The organism is Marinobacter sp. MMG032, from assembly GCF_040112695.1.
GTDB lineage: Bacteria > Pseudomonadota > Gammaproteobacteria > Pseudomonadales > Oleiphilaceae > Marinobacter > Marinobacter salsuginis.
The window spans coordinates 2,922,604-2,941,747 of record NZ_CP157802.1 but is presented as its reverse complement, the minus strand read 5'-3'; the positions used below and the strand labels follow the sequence as shown (position 1 = coordinate 2,941,747).

Annotated in this window: 15 protein-coding genes and 1 riboswitch; of the genes, 6 read left to right on the top strand and 9 right to left on the bottom strand. The window is 59.0% G+C overall.

All coding sequences use genetic code 11. The features are described 5' to 3' along the window. Window positions 1-94: 94 nt before the first annotated feature. The 9 genes from ABNF92_RS13435 to ABNF92_RS13395 all read right to left on the bottom strand — a co-directional run bounded on the left by ABNF92_RS13435 (window position 95) and on the right by ABNF92_RS13395 (window position 10,010). Window positions 95-1,861, bottom strand: coding sequence for a NahK/ErcS family hybrid sensor histidine kinase/response regulator (locus ABNF92_RS13435; RefSeq protein WP_349342422.1), 1,767 nt, complete (start codon window positions 1,859-1,861; stop codon window positions 95-97). Beyond that, window positions 1,845-3,008 (bottom strand): alcohol dehydrogenase-like regulatory protein ErcA, encoded by a 1,164-nt coding sequence (ercA, locus tag ABNF92_RS13430; protein WP_349342421.1) that lies wholly within the window; start codon window positions 3,006-3,008, stop codon window positions 1,845-1,847. The genes ABNF92_RS13435 and ercA overlap by 17 nt, the downstream gene beginning before the upstream one ends. Window positions 3,009-3,052: 44 nt before the next feature. Continuing rightward, on the bottom strand, window positions 3,053-4,864 hold the full coding sequence (locus ABNF92_RS13425; RefSeq protein ID WP_349342420.1) for a prolyl oligopeptidase family serine peptidase: 1,812 nt from the start codon (window positions 4,862-4,864) through the stop codon (window positions 3,053-3,055). A 76-nt stretch (window positions 4,865-4,940) separates the two neighbouring features. Further along, window positions 4,941-6,077 (bottom strand): pyrroloquinoline quinone biosynthesis protein PqqE, encoded by a 1,137-nt coding sequence (pqqE, locus tag ABNF92_RS13420; protein WP_349342419.1) that lies wholly within the window; start codon window positions 6,075-6,077, stop codon window positions 4,941-4,943. After that, window positions 6,074-6,352, bottom strand: coding sequence for a pyrroloquinoline quinone biosynthesis peptide chaperone PqqD (pqqD, locus tag ABNF92_RS13415; protein WP_349342418.1), 279 nt, complete (start codon window positions 6,350-6,352; stop codon window positions 6,074-6,076). The genes pqqE and pqqD overlap by 4 nt, the downstream gene beginning before the upstream one ends. After that, window positions 6,349-7,104, bottom strand: coding sequence for a pyrroloquinoline-quinone synthase PqqC (gene pqqC / locus ABNF92_RS13410; RefSeq protein ID WP_069181957.1), 756 nt, complete (start codon window positions 7,102-7,104; stop codon window positions 6,349-6,351). The genes pqqD and pqqC overlap by 4 nt, the downstream gene beginning before the upstream one ends. After that, window positions 7,101-8,030 (bottom strand): pyrroloquinoline quinone biosynthesis protein PqqB, encoded by a 930-nt coding sequence (gene pqqB, locus ABNF92_RS13405; RefSeq protein ID WP_291908238.1) that lies wholly within the window; start codon window positions 8,028-8,030, stop codon window positions 7,101-7,103. The genes pqqC and pqqB overlap by 4 nt, the downstream gene beginning before the upstream one ends. Before the next feature lie 53 nt (window positions 8,031-8,083). After that, on the bottom strand, window positions 8,084-8,155 hold the full coding sequence (pqqA, locus tag ABNF92_RS13400; protein ID WP_349344093.1) for a pyrroloquinoline quinone precursor peptide PqqA: 72 nt from the start codon (window positions 8,153-8,155) through the stop codon (window positions 8,084-8,086). 334 nt (window positions 8,156-8,489) lie between these two features. Continuing rightward, on the bottom strand, window positions 8,490-10,010 hold the full coding sequence (locus ABNF92_RS13395) for an aldehyde dehydrogenase family protein (RefSeq protein WP_069181959.1): 1,521 nt from the start codon (window positions 10,008-10,010) through the stop codon (window positions 8,490-8,492). A 375-nt stretch (window positions 10,011-10,385) separates the two neighbouring features. Continuing rightward, window positions 10,386-10,492: riboswitch (guanidine-I (ykkC/yxkD leader) on the top strand. Between the two features lie 58 nt (window positions 10,493-10,550). Between ABNF92_RS13395 and ABNF92_RS13390 the strand changes: the two genes are divergently transcribed. The 6 genes from ABNF92_RS13390 (at window position 10,551) to ABNF92_RS13365 (ending at window position 18,939) form a co-directional block, all read left to right on the top strand. Beyond that, a complete protein-coding gene (locus tag ABNF92_RS13390; RefSeq protein ID WP_349342417.1) occupies window positions 10,551-11,291 on the top strand; it encodes an urea amidolyase associated protein UAAP1 in 741 nt (246 codons plus the stop codon). A gap of 13 nt (window positions 11,292-11,304) precedes the next feature. After that, window positions 11,305-11,943: an urea amidolyase associated protein UAAP2 gene (locus ABNF92_RS13385; protein WP_349342416.1), complete on the top strand. Its 639-nt coding sequence runs from the start codon at window positions 11,305-11,307 to the stop codon at window positions 11,941-11,943. Then, on the top strand, window positions 11,934-15,569 hold the full coding sequence (gene uca, locus ABNF92_RS13380; protein ID WP_349342415.1) for an urea carboxylase: 3,636 nt from the start codon (window positions 11,934-11,936) through the stop codon (window positions 15,567-15,569). The genes ABNF92_RS13385 and uca overlap by 10 nt, the downstream gene beginning before the upstream one ends. Before the next feature lie 70 nt (window positions 15,570-15,639). Beyond that, the gene (locus ABNF92_RS13375) at window positions 15,640-16,716 is read left to right on the top strand and encodes a putative urea ABC transporter substrate-binding protein (protein WP_349342414.1); all 1,077 of its coding nucleotides are present in this window, start codon (window positions 15,640-15,642) and stop codon (window positions 16,714-16,716) included. 225 nt (window positions 16,717-16,941) lie between these two features. Continuing rightward, the gene (locus tag ABNF92_RS13370; protein WP_349342413.1) at window positions 16,942-17,556 is read left to right on the top strand and encodes a TetR family transcriptional regulator; all 615 of its coding nucleotides are present in this window, start codon (window positions 16,942-16,944) and stop codon (window positions 17,554-17,556) included. 198 nt (window positions 17,557-17,754) lie between these two features. Continuing rightward, window positions 17,755-18,939, top strand: a complete 1,185-nt coding sequence (locus ABNF92_RS13365) for a helix-turn-helix transcriptional regulator (protein WP_349342412.1) — start codon at window positions 17,755-17,757, stop codon at window positions 18,937-18,939. The last annotated feature ends 205 nt before the right edge of the window (window positions 18,940-19,144 follow it).

Genomic DNA, 19,144 nt, shown 5'->3' with positions numbered 1-19,144 from the left:
CAGATGTTCTGAAACCTGCCGGTGTCGAAAACCGGTTGAGGGAGTATTTCGCGAAGGGGTTTGGGCTGTATGTAAGAACGTCTTACAGGAGCTGTCAGGCCGGGGCAGAAGTCAGCAGGCTGGTCATCAGGGCCCTGAGCCGGTTGGGTTTCACCGGCTTGTTCAGGATTGGCAGGTACTGGGCGCGCAGTATCTTGCGGGTGTCGTCGCTGCGATCTGCAGTGATGATGGCGGCAGGAATATCCCTGCCAATGAAGCGACGAACACCGTGCACGGCATCGTATCCGGTTCGCTCATTGTTCAGGTGGTAATCAGCGAGAATGATCGCAGGAATCCGCCCGGTTTGCTCGAGAGTCTCTACAGCTTCGGCTTTGCTGGCGGCCGTCAGTACCTCACAGCCCCACTTCTCAAGCAGCAACTGCATGCTCTCAAGTACCGCCGGCTCGTTGTCGATGACCAGCACCGGCACGCCGTCAAATCCATCGGCGAAATTGTTCAGCGAATCGGCGCGACCCAGATCCGGGCTGGCCTGGGCGGGTTCCAGCGGCAGGGTCAGTACGAACCGGGAACCACGGCCGGGCCTTGAGGCCACATCTATATCGTATCCGAGTACCCGGACCATCCGTTCCACGATGGCCAGACCGAGACCGACACCCTGACGGCCGCCAGTACCCTGAGGCAACAGCTGGTGAAACTCGGTAAATATGTCTCTCAGCTTGTCCTCCTCGATTCCGACACCTGTGTCCCAGACTTCAATTCTCAGACGGTCGCCCCGAGATCTCAAAGCCATGACAACTCCACCCTTGCGGGTGTAGCGGAAGGCATTGCTGAGCAGGTTTCGGAGGATACGGATGAGCATGCGCTGATCCGTTCGTACCATCGCCGGAATGGTCCGAACCCGGAACCCGAGGCCGGCATTGCTGGCAACGGCCTCGAACTCCTCTCCAAGGGATTTGGCCAGGGTGGCCACATCGGTATAAACCAGGTCCGGCTTCATTGCCTGTTGGTCAAGCTTGGAAATATCGAGCAGGTCTGCAAGTAGGTCTTCCGCGCCCTCCAGAGCCCGATGAACCTGGTGAACCATGCGGGTTTCCTGCTCGGGGAGCGTGCTGTCTTGAAGCGCGGAGATCATTAGACGGGCGGCGTTCAGGGGCTGGAGCAGGTCATGGCTGGCCGCGGCAAGGTACTTGTCCTTGCTGCGGTTGGCCTCTTTTGCCGCCTCCATGGCAACAAAGAGCTCGCGCTCAACCTTCTCGCGCTCCTCAATCTGGTAACGAAGACCCACGTTGGCATTCTGCAGCTCTTCAGTCCGCTCTTCGACGCGCCGCTCCAGGGTGGCGTTCAATTGCTCCAGCTTTTGCCGGGCCAACACTCGTTCCGTGATGTCCGCCACGAAAGCTTCCACCACTTCCGGACCAAGGTCCGGGCGCCTCAACAGGGTGACCGCAACGTGGACCGGCGTGCGATCAGCACGCTGGAAGCGGGTTTCCCGGGCACTCAGGCTACCCTCGTCGAGGAGCTCCTGACGTATGGCATCGAACTCACTGGAACTGCAGAAAAGCTGTTCCCGGAGCCGGATGACCTTGTCCGTGAGCGCCTCGGGGCTGTCATAACCGCAGATTCTGGCCATGGCGGGATTACAAGCCAGAAATCCGCCTCGCAGGTTGGCCTGGAAGATTCCGTGCAGGGCATTCTCGAACAACCACTTGTAGCGGTTACGTTCCTGCTCCAGCTCGTCAATGCGTTCCTGCAGAGCGGGGTAATAGTTCTTACGGACAGACTGGCTGCCCAGCCCCAGAAGATCGCCAATTCCGTAGCCGCTGTCGTTTTCGCCGTCCTTGATGTCAGAGGGCTTCTTCATAGACAACCTGGACATCCCGCAGCGATGACTTACGGGGGTTGGTGAGAATACAGGGGTCCTGCAGGGCAAATCCGGACAAATGCGGTATGTCGGATACCGAAACACCAAGCTGGGCCAGCCGTGCTTCAAGTCCAACCCGACGTTTGAGTTCCACAATGCGGTTCATTAGTCGCTTCTTGATTTCCGGTTTGGCCATACCACGGGTATCAATATCCATAGCCTCTGCGACCCGCCGGAAACGGTCCTCGGCAGACTGGAAGTTGTAAGCCACCACGTGCTCCAGGAGCAGCGCGTTACACAGGCCATGGGGCAAATCCAGGAACCCGCCCAGGCTGTGGGACATGGCGTGTACGGCCCCGAGAATGGCATTGGAGAATGCCAGCCCGGCCTGCATGGACGCCAGCATGATCTGCTCCCGCAGATACGGATCAGCGGTGTTGTCCACCAATGGCTCCAGATTCCGGTTGATCAGGCGGATCGCTTCAAGCGCGTGGGTGTCCGTCAGCGGGCCGCTGCCGGTGGACACATAGGCCTCAATGGCGTGCACCAGGGCATCCACCCCGGTACAGGCGGTGAGGTAGGCGTCCATGGTCTCGGTGACTTCCGGATCGATCAAGGATACATCTGGCACAACCGCCTTGCTGATGATCGAGAACTTGAACCGCCGGTTGGGGTCAGAAATGATCGCGAACTGGGAAACATCCGCTGAAGTGCCCGCCGTGGTCGGAATCAGTATCAGGGGCGGCGACGGATTGGTGATGGTGTCCACGCCCTCGAACTCGAGGATGCTGCGACCGTGGGTCGCGACAATACCGATACCCTTGGCGCAATCCATGGGGCTGCCGCCGCCGATGGCGACGATGACATCGCATTCACTGGATTTATAGAGTTCGGCCCCGGTCATCACCTCATCCACCTTGGGGTTAGGTGATACGCCGGTGTAAACGGTCGAGCGGATACCCGCATCGGTCAGCAGCGTTACGATTTCATTGACCCAGCCAGCGGCCGCCACGCCGGGATCGGACACCAGAAACACATGCCGGGCACCGAAATTACTGGCGAAGTTGGCCACGGACTTCCGGGAGCCGGCACCAAACACAATTTCCGGTGACACAAACTTTCGCAAGCTGGATATATCGTGACTCATCAGACTGCACTCGACCGCTTGTTGTTATAAGAATAGCCGAGAGTTTAACTCAAGTTCTCCGCCTGATCATTGGCCTTTTGGCTATGCTTTCGGTAGAAACTGAACATCCATTCGAGCATGCCGGCCAGGTTCTCCTGACGCCGAAACCCGTGCCCCTCATCCTCAAACCAATGCAGTTCAGGCGCCTGGCCGGCCGCTTTCATGGCGTCTGTCATGGCACGGGTCTGTTCTGGTACCACAACCTTGTCCTGCCCGCCCTGGAAAAAGATCACGGGCGCGGAAATCCGGTCAGCGTGGTACAGCGGCGTGCGATCCCGCCACCGCTCCGGATACGCTTCCGGCGTGCCCAATAGCCAATCCAGATAACCGGATTCAAAGCGATGGGTCATGGCTCGCAAACGCATCGGATCTGTCACGCCGAACATACTTGCTCCGGCAGTAAAACGTTGGCTCCGGATCATGGCCATCAGTGCCGTGTACCCCCCGGAGCTTCGCCCCTGGATAAACACTCGGCTGCCATCGACCAGGCCAAAAGACGCGAGATGATCTGCCGCCCGCTCCATATCCGCGACATCCACTTCACCCCACCGACCTTCCAGCGCCAGCCGGAAATCACGACCAAAGCCGGTACTGCCACGGTAGTTGATTTCGGCGACAGCAAATCCCCGCTGACACCAATACTGAATCTGGGGATTGAACACCGGATAAGCCGCAGATGTCGGGCCGCCGTGGGCTACCAGAATCAGCGGCGGCAGATCCGGCGAGGCAAGTTTCGGAGTGTAGAAAAAGCCATGGATAGGCGCTTCACCGGCGTGCAGTGCCGGAACCTCGATATCGAGTGGCAGCGCCGCACGGGCGCCCGGCATGGCTTCCTCGCCGCCGGCAATGGTATGGGTCTGGCCGGTCTCGACATCAATCATGAGAACTGTGTCCAGACGGCTCGCAGACCGCCCGATGCAGTAAACGTAGCCGCTGGTCGACTGAAGGCAACGGAAGTCCCCGAAGTCCCGCGCCACCCGCAGGTCCTCACCCGTATCTCCCCGGCTGAGCCAGAGCTCGCCGGTGCTGTTGCAGAAGCGGACCCTCGCCCAGTTGCCCTTGCCGGTCGGGCAGTGGTGAGATTCGCCTAATTGCCAGGGTGCGTTTGCATGATCCCGGGCCGAAGATTCGCTGGCGTGCCATCCGCCCTCGACCGAAGTATCGATACGCCAGGGTTGCCACCAGCCCTCGTGGTCAGACATTGCCCAAAGCTCATTGCCATCAAACACCGGCTGCTGAACCGAAGCGTCAGAGGGCGTTGGCCATTCCCGGCATTGACCCAGCGCTCCATCATCAGACACGTTTGCCGTCCACAGTCGGGTGCGCAACCAGGGCATATCCGGAAGCTGCCAACTCACCCAGGCCAACCTTTGGCCATCGGCGGAAAGGGCCGGTGCACTGTAAAAGTCCTGGCCGGAGTGAAGTACCTCTCGTTCGCCCTGCATGGAGACAGCCACCAGTTGCTGCTGGCCGTTCGCTTCCCGCACAGCCAGCACTCGCTGACGGGCTTCATCGGCCACCAGACCGCCATAGGCCGCCTCAGGGTCATTGGTCAGGCGGGTGCATTCGTCTCCAGCATGGCCGATGAACCTTATTTGCTGGTCCTCACCCACCACAAACACACCGTGCTCGTTCGCTGCCAAAGCACCTCCACCATAGCCATTGACCCGGCTGCGGATCCCGAGATGATTGGGGCCAAGACGGATCGGACCATGATCGGAGAGATGCCAGAGGGTATTGCAGCCCAGGGCCGGATCGGTCTGCAACCAGAAAACGCCGGCCGACGACACGGCCAATTCCCCGCGCTGGATATGCATTGCGCAGGCCTCATAGGCACTCATTGCTGCTTTGTCGTGAGAAAAGCCCGCAAAAGTAGAGGCTGAAATAGAGCTTTCAGCCCCTGAAGAATAACCTTGAATTGTCCGCATTTCGGTAAACCAGTCCAGTCAGGCCGGCCGTGGCGTGATCCGCAGCTCTCCTGGCTGCCAGTATTCGATCATGATACGACGATTTGCTGCATACTGGATCTGCGTTATCCGCATTCCCGGTCAAAAGATAGGCCTGACAACGGCAGCCGCCGAAGTCCTTTTGCTTCTCATCGCAGGAACGACAGGGCTCCGGCATCCAGCTGTCACCCCGGTAGTGATTGAATCCCGGGCTGTCGTACCAGATGTTTTGGAGATCCATGTCTCGCACATTGGGGAATTCAATCGGCAGCAGCCGGGCACTGTGACACGGCAGGGCAGTGCCATCCGGCGCCACGGTCAGAAACAGGTTGCCCCAGCCATTCATGCAGGCCTTGGGCCGTTCTTCGTAGTAGTCCGGCGTCACGAAGATCAGCTTCATGGCCGATCCGGACTGCTGCAGCCGTTCCCGGTACTGGTTTACCTCCTGTTCGGCTTTGACCAGTTGCGCCCTGGAAGGCATCAGCCCTTCCCGGTTTTCGAAGGCCCAGCCGTAATACTGGCAGGTGGCCAGCTCCACAAAGTCCGCCCCCAGGCGCTCGCACAAATCCATGATGTCGTTCATCTGGTGGATGTTGTGGCGGTGGATCACGAAATTGAGCACCATGGGATAGCCGGCTTCCTTCACCGCCCGGGCCATGGCCAGCTTCTGGTCAAAGGCTTTTCGGGAACCCGCCACGGCGTTGTTCAGCTCGGGATCGGACGCCTGAAAGCTGACCTGGATATGATCCAATCCAGCCTCGGCAAAAGCATCCACCTTGGCCTCTGTCAGACCAAGCCCTGAAGTAATGAGGTTGGTGTAATACCCCAGTTGCCGCGCCTCGCCGATCAGCTCCGCCAGGTCCTGGCGCACCAGGGGTTCGCCCCCGGAGAAGCCTAATTGGGCCGCGCCCATTTTCCGCCCCTGTCGAAGCACACTCACCCACTCCTCGGTGGTCAGTTCCCGTTCGGTCTGGGCAAAATCCAGCGGATTGGAGCAATAGGGGCATTGCAGCGGGCAGCGATAGGTCAATTCCGCCAGCAGCCACAGGGGCGGTCCGGCATTGTGGGGGTTGGTGCAGCTCATGACAGTTCGATCCAGTGTTGTTGCCGGGCGTCCTGCAGGAACTCACTCACGTCCTTGCCGAGCGGGCCGGCGTCCGGGAACTGTTGTTCCAGGCTCGTCACAATATCGGCCACGCTACGCTGACCGTCCACCTCGTTGAGAATGGCGCCTGCACTGCCGTTGAGCTTTACCATGCCCTCGGGATACAGCAACACATAACTTTCCTGGGCCGGTTCCCACTGGAACCGGAATCCCCGGCGAAATCTTGGTATCTCCTGCATACCCACCTCCATCACAGACCCCGGTGCCAGACCTGGTCGTCGGTCACGGTGTGGTATGGCGGGGTACGGTGGCCGTAGGCCATGGTCATGGCATCCAGCATGGTCCAGAGAATGTCCAGTTTGAACTGCAGGATCTCCAGGGCCCGGGTCTGCTGGGCCTCGGTGGTGAAGTGGTCCAGGGTGATGGTCAGACCATGCTCCACGTCTCGTCTGGCTTCCGACAGGCGCTTGCGGAAGTAGCTGTAGCCGCTCTCCTCAATCCAGGGATAGTGGGCAGGCCAGCTGTCCAGTCGGGACTGGTGGATTTCCGGGGCAAACAGTTCGGTCAGGGACGAACAGGCCGCCTCCTGCCAGGTCGCCCGGCGGGCGAAGTTCAGGTAGGCGTCCACCGCAAAGCGGACACCGGGCAACACGTGGCGCTGGTCAATCACTTCCTCCCGGCTCAGGCCCACCGCTTCGGCCAGGGATAGCCATGCCTCAATGCCGCCGACGTCGCCGTCGTGGCCATCGTGGTCCAGAATCCGCTGCAGCCAGAGCCGGCGCACACCAGCGTCCGGGCAGTTGGCCATGATGGCGGAGTCTTTCTGGGGAATCTTGATCTGGTAGTAGTACCGATTGGCCACCCAGCCGCGGATCTGTTCGGGCGTGCACTGCCCGCCGTACATGGCTTTATGGTACGGGTGGTGGATGTGGTAGTACTGGCCCTTGGCGCGCAGGGCCTGCTCGAAATCCGTCCGGTTCATGGCGGTGTTGGCTTTGGCGTTCATGGCTGCCCCGACAGGTCGATGTGCATTCCGTCCCAGGACACCTCGATACCATGGCGGGTCAGCTCCGCCCGTTCCGGGGAATCCTCATCCAGGATCGGGTTGGTGTTGTTAATGTGTATCAGGATCTTGCGGCTGGCCGGCATGGCATCGAGCACCTCGATCATGCCGCCCGGGCCGCTCTGGGCCAGATGGCCCATGGCCTGGCCGGTCTTGGTGCCCACTTCCTGGCGGATCATCTCGTCGTCGTGCCAGACGGTCCCGTCTACCAGCAGCACGTCGGCCTGGCGCATCCAGCCGAGAATACAGTCATCCGGCTCGCCCAGTCCGGGGGCGTAGAGCACAGTCTGGCCGGTACGGGTGTCTTTCAGGAACAGACCAATGTTATCGCCCGGGTGTGGGTTGTCCCGGCGCGGTGAATACGGGGGTGCGTTGCTCAGCAGCGGAATGGCGGTCAGCTCGATGGATGGTGCGCAGGGAATGGTAAAGCGCGTCTGCTCGGACGCCTCTATGCGCTGCCAGTTCAGGCCACCGTTCCAGTGCTCGAGCATGGTGAACAGGGGAAAACCACCGCTGAGGTCTTCATGCACCTGTTCGGTACACCAGACGTCCAACGGCAGTCCCTCGCGCAGGGATAGCAGGCCGGTGGTGTGGTCCACCTGGCTGTCCATCAGCACAATGGCATCAATACCGGTATCCCGCAGAGCACGGGCCGGCTGCATCGCTTCGAAGGATGCCAACTGAGCGCGAATGTCGGGGGACGCGTTAAACAGAATCCAGTGCTCGCCGTCTTCACTGACGGCAATGGAGGACTGGGTACGGGCCCGGGCGTTCAGGGTGCCCTTGCGGAAGCCGTCGCAGTTGGCGCAGTTACAGTTCCACTGGGGAAAGCCACCGCCTGCGGCGGAGCCCAGAACGTGAATAAACATGGTGGGTCACTCCACAAGCAAAACGGCCAGCGCAAGGCTGGCCGTTTCAGCACTCAGCAGTTGGCGAAGTACATGGTGACTTCGAAACCGATGCGGAGATCTTCGTAGGCTGGTTTGGTCCACATAATGCTCACCTCTATTGTCATGATTGTTAGCGCATTGCGGGTGAATCAACGACATTGCCGATAACCCAGTTCCCATCCTATCGGCCGGGGCAAGGGGCCAATATGGTACTTTGGAACTGTTTTGGTGCCTCCCTAGGTCGCAAAATCCGGGCGACGGAAGTGACTCCGGCCTGAAACGAAAAAAGGCCCTGGGAAGGGCCAAAAGAGAGTGACAGAAAAACCCGAACTCTCATCAGAGAGTCGCCCCGGCCAGACACCGGGGAATGAAGGTGCACATCCGCTGTGCTGACTCACAGGCGGGCCCGTGTGGGAGGCCCGCTTACCGCTCACAGATTCAGAAGAAACCCAGCGGGTTGGTGTCGTAGCTGACCAGCATGTTCTTGGTCTGCTGGTAGTGCTCAAGGGCCATCTTGTGGGTTTCACGGCCAACACCGGACTTCTTGTAACCACCGAAGGCTGCGTGGGCCGGGTAGGCGTGGTAGCAGTTCATCCACACACGACCGGCCTGGATGTTACGACCCATCCGGTAGGCGAGGTTGGTGTCGCGGGTCCAGACGCCGGCACCGAGACCAAACTCGGTGTCATTGGCGATGGCCAGTGCCTCTTCCTCGGTTTTGAAGGTGGTAACACCGACAACCGGTCCGAAGATCTCTTCCTGGAAGACGCGCATCTTGTTGTCGCCCTTGAACAGGGTCGGCTGGATGTAGAAGCCGTTGTTGAATTCCTCATCCAGATGCTCGCGGTCGCCACCAGTCAGGACCACAGCGCCCTCTTCCTTACCAATGGCCAGGTAGGACATGATCTTGTCGAACTGTTCCTTGGACGCCTGGGCGCCAACCTGAACATCGGTGTCCAGCGGGTTGCCGCGCTTGATCGACTTGGTGCGCTGTACCACCTTCTGCATGAACTCTTCGAACATGTCTTCCTGAACCAGCGCACGTGACGGACAGGTGCACACTTCGCCCTGGTTGAAGAACGCCAGAACCAGGCCTTCCACGCACTTGTCGATGAATTCCGGCTCGGCCTTCATCACGTCAGAGAAGTAGATGTTCGGGGATTTGCCACCCAGCTCAACCGTGGACGGGATGATGTTTTCTGCCGCGCATTTGAGGATGTGAGAGCCAACCGGCGTGGAGCCAGTGAAGGCAATTTTGGCAATACGCTTGCTGGTGGCCAGGGCCTGACCGGCCTCGATGCCGTAACCGTTGACGATGTTCAGCACGCCCGGCGGCAGCAGGTCGCCAATAATTTCCATCAGTACCAGGATGCTGGCCGGGGTCTGCTCGGCCGGCTTCAGCACGGTGCAGTTACCAGCCGCCAGGCAAGGGCCCAGTTTCCAGGCCGCCATCAGCAGCGGGAAGTTCCAAGGAATGATCTGACCAACAACGCCCAGGGGCTCGTGGAAATGGTACGCCACGGTGTTGTGGTCGATCTCGCCCATATGGCCTTCCTGGGCACGGATACAACCGGCGAAGTACCGGAAGTGGTCGGCGGCCAGGGGAATGTCGGCGTTCAGGGTTTCACGAACCGCTTTGCCGTTATCCCAGGTTTCGGCAACCGCGAGCTTCTCGAGGTTGGCCTCGATGCGATCGGCAATCTTCAGCAGGATGTTGGAACGCTCGGTTGGTGAGGTCTTGCCCCATGCCGGCGCTGCCTTGTGCGCGGCATCGAGTGCGAGTTCGATGTCCTCAGCGCCGGAACGCGGAATTTCGCAAATCACTTCGCCAGTAACCGGGGTGATGTTCTCGAAATACTGGCCTTTTACCGGGGCAACCCACTCGCCACCGATGTAGTTCTCGTAACGGGATTTGAAAGAAACGACGGAGCCATCCTTTCCTGGTTGTGCGTAGATCATGATCTCGACCTCTTGTTGTGTTTGTCGCAGGGCAACGCGGCCTTTCGCGTTTACTCATTCAATGTAGACCTCAATCTTCGAGGTTTGAATGATGCGATGGAGGCGAAAAACTCCTCCCTTGGTAGTAGATGGCTCGAAGGCCACGCCACCAGTGACCCGACTCCGAAATCAAACTCCGAAAATAAACGCACGAAAAGCGCACTGATTGATGCACCAAAAAAGTGCACCCGCCCAGGCAGGAAGCACCTATACTCCACGATCGGACCACGACCTCAATGAAATCAAACAGTTGGCGATTGGCATGGACTCTGCAGTGAACAGCGTACGCAGCGAGACGTCGGTTACTGAAACCACAATCAAAGCGCCACAATCTGACCAATGGTCAACTAGGGTTCCGGTCTGCCAACAGTGAAAGCAGACGACTGGTCCGAGAGTTGACGACCTTTTCCAAGGTTACACGGCGGGACAAAAGCCCGGGAGGATCGCTCAGTTACTGACGCCTCTCGCTTTTTTGGATGCCCTAACCAGGAGGAAAAGGCCATGTTGCAAACCGCAGCCTCCCCGTATGCAACACCCCTCTACGACGATCTGATTCCCGGCGGATCCCACTGGTCCTTTATCATGCGCCGCGGCCATATGCTGCGCCTGATTGACGAAACCGGCGGGGCCAACGTCGGCATGTTGATGTACAACCCCGAGAATCCCCTCGAGCGTTACAACATGCCGGATACCCTGAAGAACCAGCACACCTTTCTGCTTACCAAAGGCCACGTCTTGTTATCCGACATGGGCCGGGTCTTTGCCTCCATCATCCGTGATGACCTCGGCTGGCATGACACCGTCGCCGGCACCTGCAATGCCGACCTGGTGGAACAGCGCTGGGGCAAAAAGACCTACCAGGAAGCCCACAACCACTACCACCGTAATGGCTTCAACAGCTTCCTGAACGAGCTGGCGAAGTACGGCCTGGGCAAGAAAGACCTGACCGCCAACCTGAACTGGTTCAGCAAGGTGAAAACCGATGACGACGGCAACATGACCTTCGCCGAGGGTCACTCCCACGCCGGCGCCACCGTCGACCTGCGCTTCGAGATGGACACCATCGTGGTACTGCACACCTGCCCGCACCCGATGAACACGGCCAGCGAATACCCCAGCCATCCGCTGCGCTACCAGTTGTTCAAGGCAGCCCCGGTGACCGACGCCGATCCGTGCAAGATCTCGTCACCGGAGGCCGCCCGGGCCTTCGCCAACACCGCGCTCTATCACCTGATGCAGTAATGGGAGGCCCGATATGATCAAGCAAAGCAATTTGAAGCCTGAGAACGCTGCCTTCCGCGAAACCGTCCCGGCGGGCGAGTATTTCCTGAAAGTGGTAAAAGCCGGCGAAACCGTCCGCATTCTGGACCTGGAAGGCAACCAGGCCGCCGACACCCTGTTCTACAACGCCCACAACCCGACCGAACGCTATAGCGCCGTCGACACCATCCGCGAGCAGGGCAACGTCTATCTGACGGCCGGCTCCAAGCTGATGTCCTCAGAAAACAATGTGATGCTGGAAATCACCGCCGACACCTGTGGCCGCCACGACACACTTGGTGGCGCCTGTGCGGCCGAAAGCAACACCACGCGCTATGCCCTCGAGAAGAAGTGCATGCACGCATGCCGCGACAGCTGGCTGGTGGCCGTCACCGAACACGAAGAACTGGGCATGACCAAGCGAGACATCACCCACAACATCAACTTCTTCATGAATGTGCCAGTGACCGCCGACGGTGGCCTGACCTTCGCCGATGGCATTTCCGATGCCGGTAAATACGTGGAGCTGGAAGCGAAGATGGACGTGCTGGTGATGATCTCCAACTGCCCGCAGCTCAACAATCCCTGCAACGGCTGGAACCCGACACCGATTGAGGTGCTGGTATGGAACTGACCGGCGCCCTCAATAACCCCGACAAAGTCCTGATCGCCAACCGCGGCGCCATCGCCTGCCGGGTGATCCGTACCCTGCGTGAGATGGGCCTGACCTCTGTTGCAGTCTACGCGGAAGCGGATTCCGATTCGCTGCATGTGCGTCAGGCGGACGAGGCCTATTCCCTGGGCGAGGGGCCAGCAGCGACCACCTACCTGGATCAGGACAAGCTGTTTGAAGTCATCCGTAAAAGTGGTGCCGGCGCCATTCACCCTGGCTACGGCTTCCTGAGCGAAAATGCCGATTTTGCCCGGCGCTGTGAAGCCGAAGGCGTGGTTTTCCTGGGCCCGACACCCGAGCAGATGGAGCAATTCGGGCTCAAGCATACGGCCCGGTCGCTGGCCCAAAGCGCCGGCGTACCGCTGTTACCAGGCACCGACTTGCTGACCAATCTGGAGGAAGCGCTAAAAGCCGCCGACACCATCGGCTACCCGGTGATGCTGAAAAGCACCGCCGGCGGTGGCGGCATTGGCATGTCCCGCTGCTACGGCCCGGACGATCTCAGCAAAAGCTTCGAGTCGGTCCAGCGCCTGAGCCAGAACAACTTCAGCAACAGCGGCGTGTTCCTGGAAAAATTCGTGGAACATGCCCGCCATGTGGAAGTACAGCTGTTTGGCGATGGCGGAGGGCAGGTGTTGGCCCTGGGCGAGCGTGACTGCTCGGCCCAGCGTCGCAACCAAAAAGTGATCGAGGAAGCTCCGGCGCCAGGGCTATCTGACGACGTCCGCTCCCGCATGCACGCCACAGCCCGTCAGCTGGGTGAAAGCATTGGCTACCGCAGCGCCGGCACCGTGGAGTTTATCTACGACCCGGACACTACCCAATTCTACTTCCTGGAAGTGAATACCCGCTTACAGGTGGAGCACGGTGTGACCGAGCAGGTGTATGGCGTGGATCTGGTCCAATGGATGGTGGAATTGGGCGCAGGCACCCTGCCCAACCTGGCAAAACTGGGCAGCAACCTTGTCCCTTCCGGTCACGCCATCCAGGCCCGGATCTATGCGGAAGATCCCAACAAGGATTTCCAGCCCGGCGCCGGCCTGCTCACCAACGTGGCCTGGCCCAACGAGGATGGCCTGCGAATCGATACCTGGATTCAGCCGGGCACGGAAGTGTCCCCGCTCTACGACCCCATGCTCGCCAAGGTGATCGTGCATGAGTCCGATCGCGAGTCGGCCCGTCAGCGGTTGATGCAAGCCCTGGACGACAGCCAGCTCTATGGCATCGAGACCAATCTCAAGTATGTGCGCCAGGTGCTGGACGACCCACGCTTCGCCGAAGGGCGACTGTTCACCCGTACTCTAAACGAATTCCATTACCAGCCAGCCACGGTGGATGTGATCAGCGGCGGCACTCTGACCACCATTCAGGACTACCCCGGTCGCATCGGCTACTGGGAAGTCGGCGTGCCGCCGTCCGGCCCTTTCGACAGTTATTCATTCCGGCTTGGGAATCGACTGCTGGGCAATCCCGAAGGGGCTCCGGGCCTGGAAATCACCCTGAAGGGCCCGGTGCTGACCTTTAATCGCGCCACTCAGATCGCCCTGACGGGCGCCCAGCTGGACGCCACGCTGGATGATGAGCCCGTGGCTTTCTGGCAGGTGATCGACGTGCCCGCCGGCGCTACCCTGAAGCTGGGCGCCACCACGGCGGACGGCGCCCGGGCCTACGTGCTGTTCCGCGGTGGACTGGACTGTCCCGAGTACCTGACCTCCTGCAGCACCTTTACGCTCGGCCAGTTCGGCGGCCACTGTGGCCGTGCCCTGCGGGCGGGCGATGTGCTGGCCCTGGCGGATTCCCAGCCAACCGGCCTGACCGCCCTGCCCGCCGAACTTAAACCAACCATCGGCAAGACCTGGAAACTGCACGTCACCTATGGGCCCCACGGCGCGCCGGACTACTTTACCGACGAGGACATCAACACCTTCTTTGCCAGCGACTGGGAGATCCACTACAACTCCAGCCGCACCGGCGTTCGCCTGATTGGCCCGAAACCGCAGTGGGCGCGAAGTGACGGCGGTGAGGCCGGCATGCACCCGTCCAATATCCACGACAACGCCTATGCCGTGGGCACCGTGGACTTCACCGGCGATATGCCCGTGATTCTCGGTCCCGACGGTCCCAGCCTGGGTGGTTTTGTTTGCCCGGTGACGGTCATCAGCGCGGACCTCTGGAAACTGGGCCAGTTGAAAGCGGGCGACAAGGTGAAATTTGTTCCGGTAAGCCAGGATCAGGCTGTGGCCCTGCGGGAGGCGCTGGACGAGTCCGTGGCCACACTGACCGCCGCGACCACTAACATCAAACCCATCAAGCCAACCACACCAATTCTGGACTCTCTGAGCACCAACGAGCATGAAACCGGCGTGGTCTACCGGGCCGCCGGCGACAATTACGTGCTGGTGGAATACGGCCCCATGGAGCTGGATATCCGCCTGCGCTTCCGTGCCCACGCGCTAATGCTGTGTCTTCGCGAGCAGAATCATGACGCCATTCTGGAGCTGACTCCTGGCATCCGTTCCCTGCAGGTGCATTACGACAGCCGGAAACTGAATCAGCGCACGCTGCTGGATCTGCTGATCGGCGCGGAAAAGGAACTGGAAAAACAGCCCGAGTGGGATGTGCCCGCGCGCATCGTGCATTTGCCCCTGTCGTGGGACGACGAGACCTGCCAGACCGCCATCGCCAAATACATGCAGTCGGTGCGCAAGGATGCCCCCTGGTGCCCGAGCAACCTGGAGTTCATCCGACGCATCAACGGGCTGGACAGCATCGACGAGGTAAAGAAAACACTTTTCGAGGCAACCTATCTGGTGATGGGCCTTGGCGATGTCTACCTGGGAGCGCCAGTCGCGACGCCGCTGGATCCCCGGCACCGGCTGGTGACCACCAAATACAACCCGGCCCGCACCTGGACCGCAGAGAATTCTGTCGGCATCGGCGGCGCCTACCTGTGCATCTATGGCATGGAGGGCCCGGGCGGCTATCAGTTTGTCGGTCGCACCCTGCAGATGTGGAACCGGTACCGCACCACTGACCTGTTTGAGCCCGGCAAACCCTGGCTGCTGCGTTTCTTCGATCAGGTGCGCTTCTACGAAGTCAGTGCCGAAGAACTGCAGCAGATCCGGAGGGACTTTCCCAATGGCGACTACCCGATAAAGGTCGAGGAAACCCGCTTCAACCTGAAGGACTACGAGCAGTTTCTGGCAAACAACGACGACGAAATCCAGACCTTCACCGCCAAGCGCAAACAGGCCTTCGATGAGGAACTGCAGCGCTGGATCGAGTCGGGCCAGATCAACTTCAGCTCCGAGGCGCCGATCGAAGAAACCGGCGAAGACGACATTGCCAACCTGCCAGCAGGCCAGCACGCGGTGGAAAGCCACGTAGCCGGCAACCTCTGGGAGTGCCTGGTGCAACCCGGCGATACCATCGATGCCCAGCGGCCGGTAGCGGTTATCGAATCCATGAAGATGGAAATCGAGTTACTGAGCCCCATAACCGGACGCGTAGTGGACGTGCGTCGGGAAGCGGGACAGGCGGTCTCGCCCGGAACCCCGGTCGTGATCGTCGAAGAGATTACCGAGTAATGCCATCAACCCAAAAAAACTGAAGAAAGACCAAACCTGCAAACACGGGCAAAGCCCGAGGAGAGACACCATGACTACACGCGACATCACCAAACGCCTGGCGGCCGGTCTGTTCACGGCCTCCCTGGGACTGGGATCCATGGGCGCAATGGCCCAGGAAAGGGATTCCTTCAGCATCGCCTGGACCATCTACGCCGGCTGGGTGCCCTGGCAGTATGCCGAAGACTACGGAATCATGAAGAAGTGGGCGGACAAGTACGATATCGAAGTGGATATCGTGCAGGTGAACGACTACATCGAATCCATCAACCAGTACACCGCCGGCCAGTTTGACGGCGTAGTCGCCACCAGCATGGACGGCCTGTCAATACCGGCCGCTTCCGGCGTGGACACGACTGCGCTTATCGTGGGCGACTACTCCAATGGTAACGACGGCCTCGTATCCAAAGATGCCAAGACCATCGAAGAGCTGGAGGGTGAAACCGTCCACCTGGTTGAGCTCTCCGTATCCCATTACCTGCTGGCACGTGCACTGGCAAGCGTCGGTCTCGAAGAGCGTGATCTGAGCGTGGTGAACATTTCCGATGCCGACTTGGTTTCCGCGTTCCAGACCGACGATGTCCGCCATGTGGCTACCTGGAACCCGCTGCTGGCCGAAGTGGAAGCCTACCCGGGTGCGACCAAACTGTTCGATTCCAGCCAGATTCCTGGCCACATCAAGGATCTGACCCTGGTGAACACCGAAACCCTGGAAGATAACCCCAAACTTGGCAAGGCACTTGTAGGTGCCTGGTTTGAAACCATGAGTATTCTGGCGTCCGATTCCGAGGAAGGTGAGGAAGCCCGGGCGTTTCTGGGTGAGTTGTCCGGCACCGACCAGCTTGGCTACGAAGCTCAGCTGGATGGCATGAAAATGTTCTGGAAGCCGGAGAATTCTGTGGAGTTCATCCGCAGCGATGAGGCCCGTGAGGCGATGGACAGCGTTCGACAGTTCTCTTTCGAGAAAGGGCTGCTGGGCCAGGGTGCGATGAGCCCGGACTTTGTCGGCATCGAGTTCCCGGATGGCTCCATCATGGGTGACACAAGCAATGTGAAACTGCGGTTTAACGACAGCTACATGCAGATGGCGGCTGACGGGGAGATCTGAGCGATCATCCGCTAAAACTCTGCTAGGATCGGGCACGATTAGTCGTGCCCTTTTTTGTTTAGACTTTTGGGGCGGATCGTCGTCGGGAGGCCTTCCCAAAACACGCTCCTTGCGGCACATCCATGTGACGCTTGGGCTCCGCCATCCATGGCTCCGCACAGTTTTGGGAAGGCCTCCCAACGCCGATCTTCCGACCATGGAGTTAACTTCTGAGAAACACCTTTTATGCGCCGTACCAAGGAAGATGCCGAGAAAACACGCCAGACGGTATTGGAAGCTGCTTTAAAACTCTTCAGCCGAGATGGTTACTCATTGACGACTTTGAGCCGTATCGCCAAAGAGGCCGGCTGCAGTCGGGGGCCGATCTACTGGCATTTCGAGAACAAGGACGACCTTTACGAGGCCGTACTGGCCTACTCCCAGGAACCACTGGAGGCCCTGGTCGCGGAGTGTTCGGGCATGCGGGAAACGCCCATCGAAGCCATGGATCATTTCATAGAGCACTGGCTGGGCTTGCTGGCCAATGATCGCAAGTACCGTCAGTCCTTTGAAATTCTGCTGAACAAAACCGAACTCACCGATGCCATGAGTCGGACACTGAAACGGGAACGGGCGCTGACCCGGTCGATTATCGCCATGTTTCGGGATCTGGTGAGCCAGGCCATCGAGCGGGGCCTGATTAGTACACGGGAAGAGCCGGAGGACCTGGGACTGCTGAGCTACACCTATCTGATGGGCATTACCCAGACCTGGCTGTTTGCGCCGAAGCTGTTTTCACTGAAACAGGAAACGGCGTTTTTCCAGCGACAATTCTGGCGACTGTTAGGCAAATCCAACTGAATGGCTCATTCGGCCAGCTAATCCTTTCACCATTCCGGCACCATAATCTTTTGCATTGTTTTACCCTCTGGCGCCATTGCTCGGCTAAGCTAATTGTGAGCAACCTCGTTTTTCACTGGATTGGCCAGAGACTGTTACCGTCCCACACAGCGCTCACTGCCTGGGTGTTGGCGGTTAATTTAAAAGGAACTTTTCGCTGTGACAAACGCCAGCATTCCCTACCCTTCAGATTCCAACACGGAACTCGCTTTTCCTTTCCCAGCCCTGGGAGGTGAGGACCTTCAAGCGTATAACACGCTTGTCAGAACCCTTTACCGCTGCCTCCATGACAACACCGGCTTCCAGCCTTTCTTTGATGCGTTCAAACATCATTTCAAAGCCCTGCAAGGTGGAATTCTCGGGCTGGCAAGCCACCCACAGCGCATGGTTTATGGCTGGACGTTTGGCTACCCGGAAGGGTTCGAAGAGTGGTATATCAACAGTGATCTGCCGGAACGGGACGAAGCGCTCACCCACTATGTAAAGCTTCCACCACGCCAGTTTGACTCCCTCCTTCGTGGTGACACCAGCCGTAGCATTCTCGATATTCTCAGCCCGGAAAGCCGTGCCTGGGTCGAGGAGGCTGGTATGGTCGATAGTGCCGGCATGTTGGTTACTCGTGAAACCGGTACCAATGTGGTATTCATTGCCAACCGGCACAAAGAGTTCGGTCCCTACACTTCAGACGAACTTCTGCAGATGAATCTGTTGGCTCCGCATATCGAGAATGCCGTTGCTCTGCACCTGAAACTGTATGAGACGCGCAGCGACAATGAAAACCTGGCGACAGCACTCAACCACGTGAAAAAACCGCTCATTGTCTTCAATGCACTGGGCAATGTTGCCCAGGCAAACGACGCCGCGCAGGCTCTGATGGAAAACAGCAAAAGCCTGTCCATCAACGACTCCGAAAGACTGCAAAGCTCAGACAGTCAGATTACCCGCAAGCTTCAGGATGCCATTACCACCTGCATCGTCCTCTCGCACAAAGGCATTCTCTCACCACAAACGGTATTTACTTGTCGCGGCCAGGAGCGTATCGCGGTCTGTTTGACGCCACTGATTGCTGATAGCGCTGAGAATAACGGCGTATTGGCGGAGCTGTTCAGTTTTGACTCCTCGCTGGAACCAGATCATGACCGATTGCAGACGCTGTTCCACTGTACACCAACGGAGGCGGCTGTCGCCGCGCTTCTGGCCCAGGGCCTGAGCGCCAGTGATGTCGCCGAGAGAAAACAGATTTCCATCCATACCGCCCGCCAACACATCAAGAGCCTGCTCGCGAAAAACGGCTATCGCAAACAGACGGAGCTGGTGTCCATGCTGGTGCGGGCATTGGCGTAGAGCGCAAGCCGTCACTTGAACCAATAATTGTTTTGCCGCTTTTACAGTTGCCAGACAAACAGTTACACATTTCAGAAAAGCTATAGGTTCAGAGCACTTAGTCGCTTTTCGGTGCAGCATACGTCGCAGAATCGGCCTCTCAATCATGCCCATCCCTAAAATGGGTCATGTCTTGATATAAATCCGATGCTAGTTTCCCGATTAC

What these genes read in the sequence shown, in the direction of transcription:
- ABNF92_RS13435 (WP_349342422.1), bottom strand. Translation starts at nt 1,861, where the DNA reads ATGAAGAAGCCCTCTGACATCAAGGACGGCGAAAACGACAGCGGCTAC.
- ercA (WP_349342421.1), bottom strand. Translation starts at nt 3,008, where the DNA reads ATGAGTCACGATATATCCAGCTTGCGAAAGTTTGTGTCACCGGAAATT.
- ABNF92_RS13425 (WP_349342420.1), bottom strand. Translation starts at nt 4,864, where the DNA reads ATGCATATCCAGCGCGGGGAATTGGCCGTGTCGTCGGCCGGCGTTTTC.
- pqqE (WP_349342419.1), bottom strand. Translation starts at nt 6,077, where the DNA reads ATGAGCTGCACCAACCCCCACAATGCCGGACCGCCCCTGTGGCTGCTG.
- pqqC (WP_069181957.1), bottom strand. Translation starts at nt 7,104, where the DNA reads ATGAACGCCAAAGCCAACACCGCCATGAACCGGACGGATTTCGAGCAG.
- pqqB (WP_291908238.1), bottom strand. Translation starts at nt 8,030, where the DNA reads ATGTTTATTCACGTTCTGGGCTCCGCCGCAGGCGGTGGCTTTCCCCAG.
- ABNF92_RS13395 (WP_069181959.1), bottom strand. Translation starts at nt 10,010, where the DNA reads ATGATCTACGCACAACCAGGAAAGGATGGCTCCGTCGTTTCTTTCAAA.
- ABNF92_RS13390 (WP_349342417.1), top strand. Translation starts at nt 10,551, where the DNA reads ATGTTGCAAACCGCAGCCTCCCCGTATGCAACACCCCTCTACGACGAT.
- ABNF92_RS13385 (WP_349342416.1), top strand. Translation starts at nt 11,305, where the DNA reads ATGATCAAGCAAAGCAATTTGAAGCCTGAGAACGCTGCCTTCCGCGAA.
- uca (WP_349342415.1), top strand. Translation starts at nt 11,934, where the DNA reads ATGGAACTGACCGGCGCCCTCAATAACCCCGACAAAGTCCTGATCGCC.
- ABNF92_RS13375 (WP_349342414.1), top strand. Translation starts at nt 15,640, where the DNA reads ATGACTACACGCGACATCACCAAACGCCTGGCGGCCGGTCTGTTCACG.
- ABNF92_RS13370 (WP_349342413.1), top strand. Translation starts at nt 16,942, where the DNA reads ATGCGCCGTACCAAGGAAGATGCCGAGAAAACACGCCAGACGGTATTG.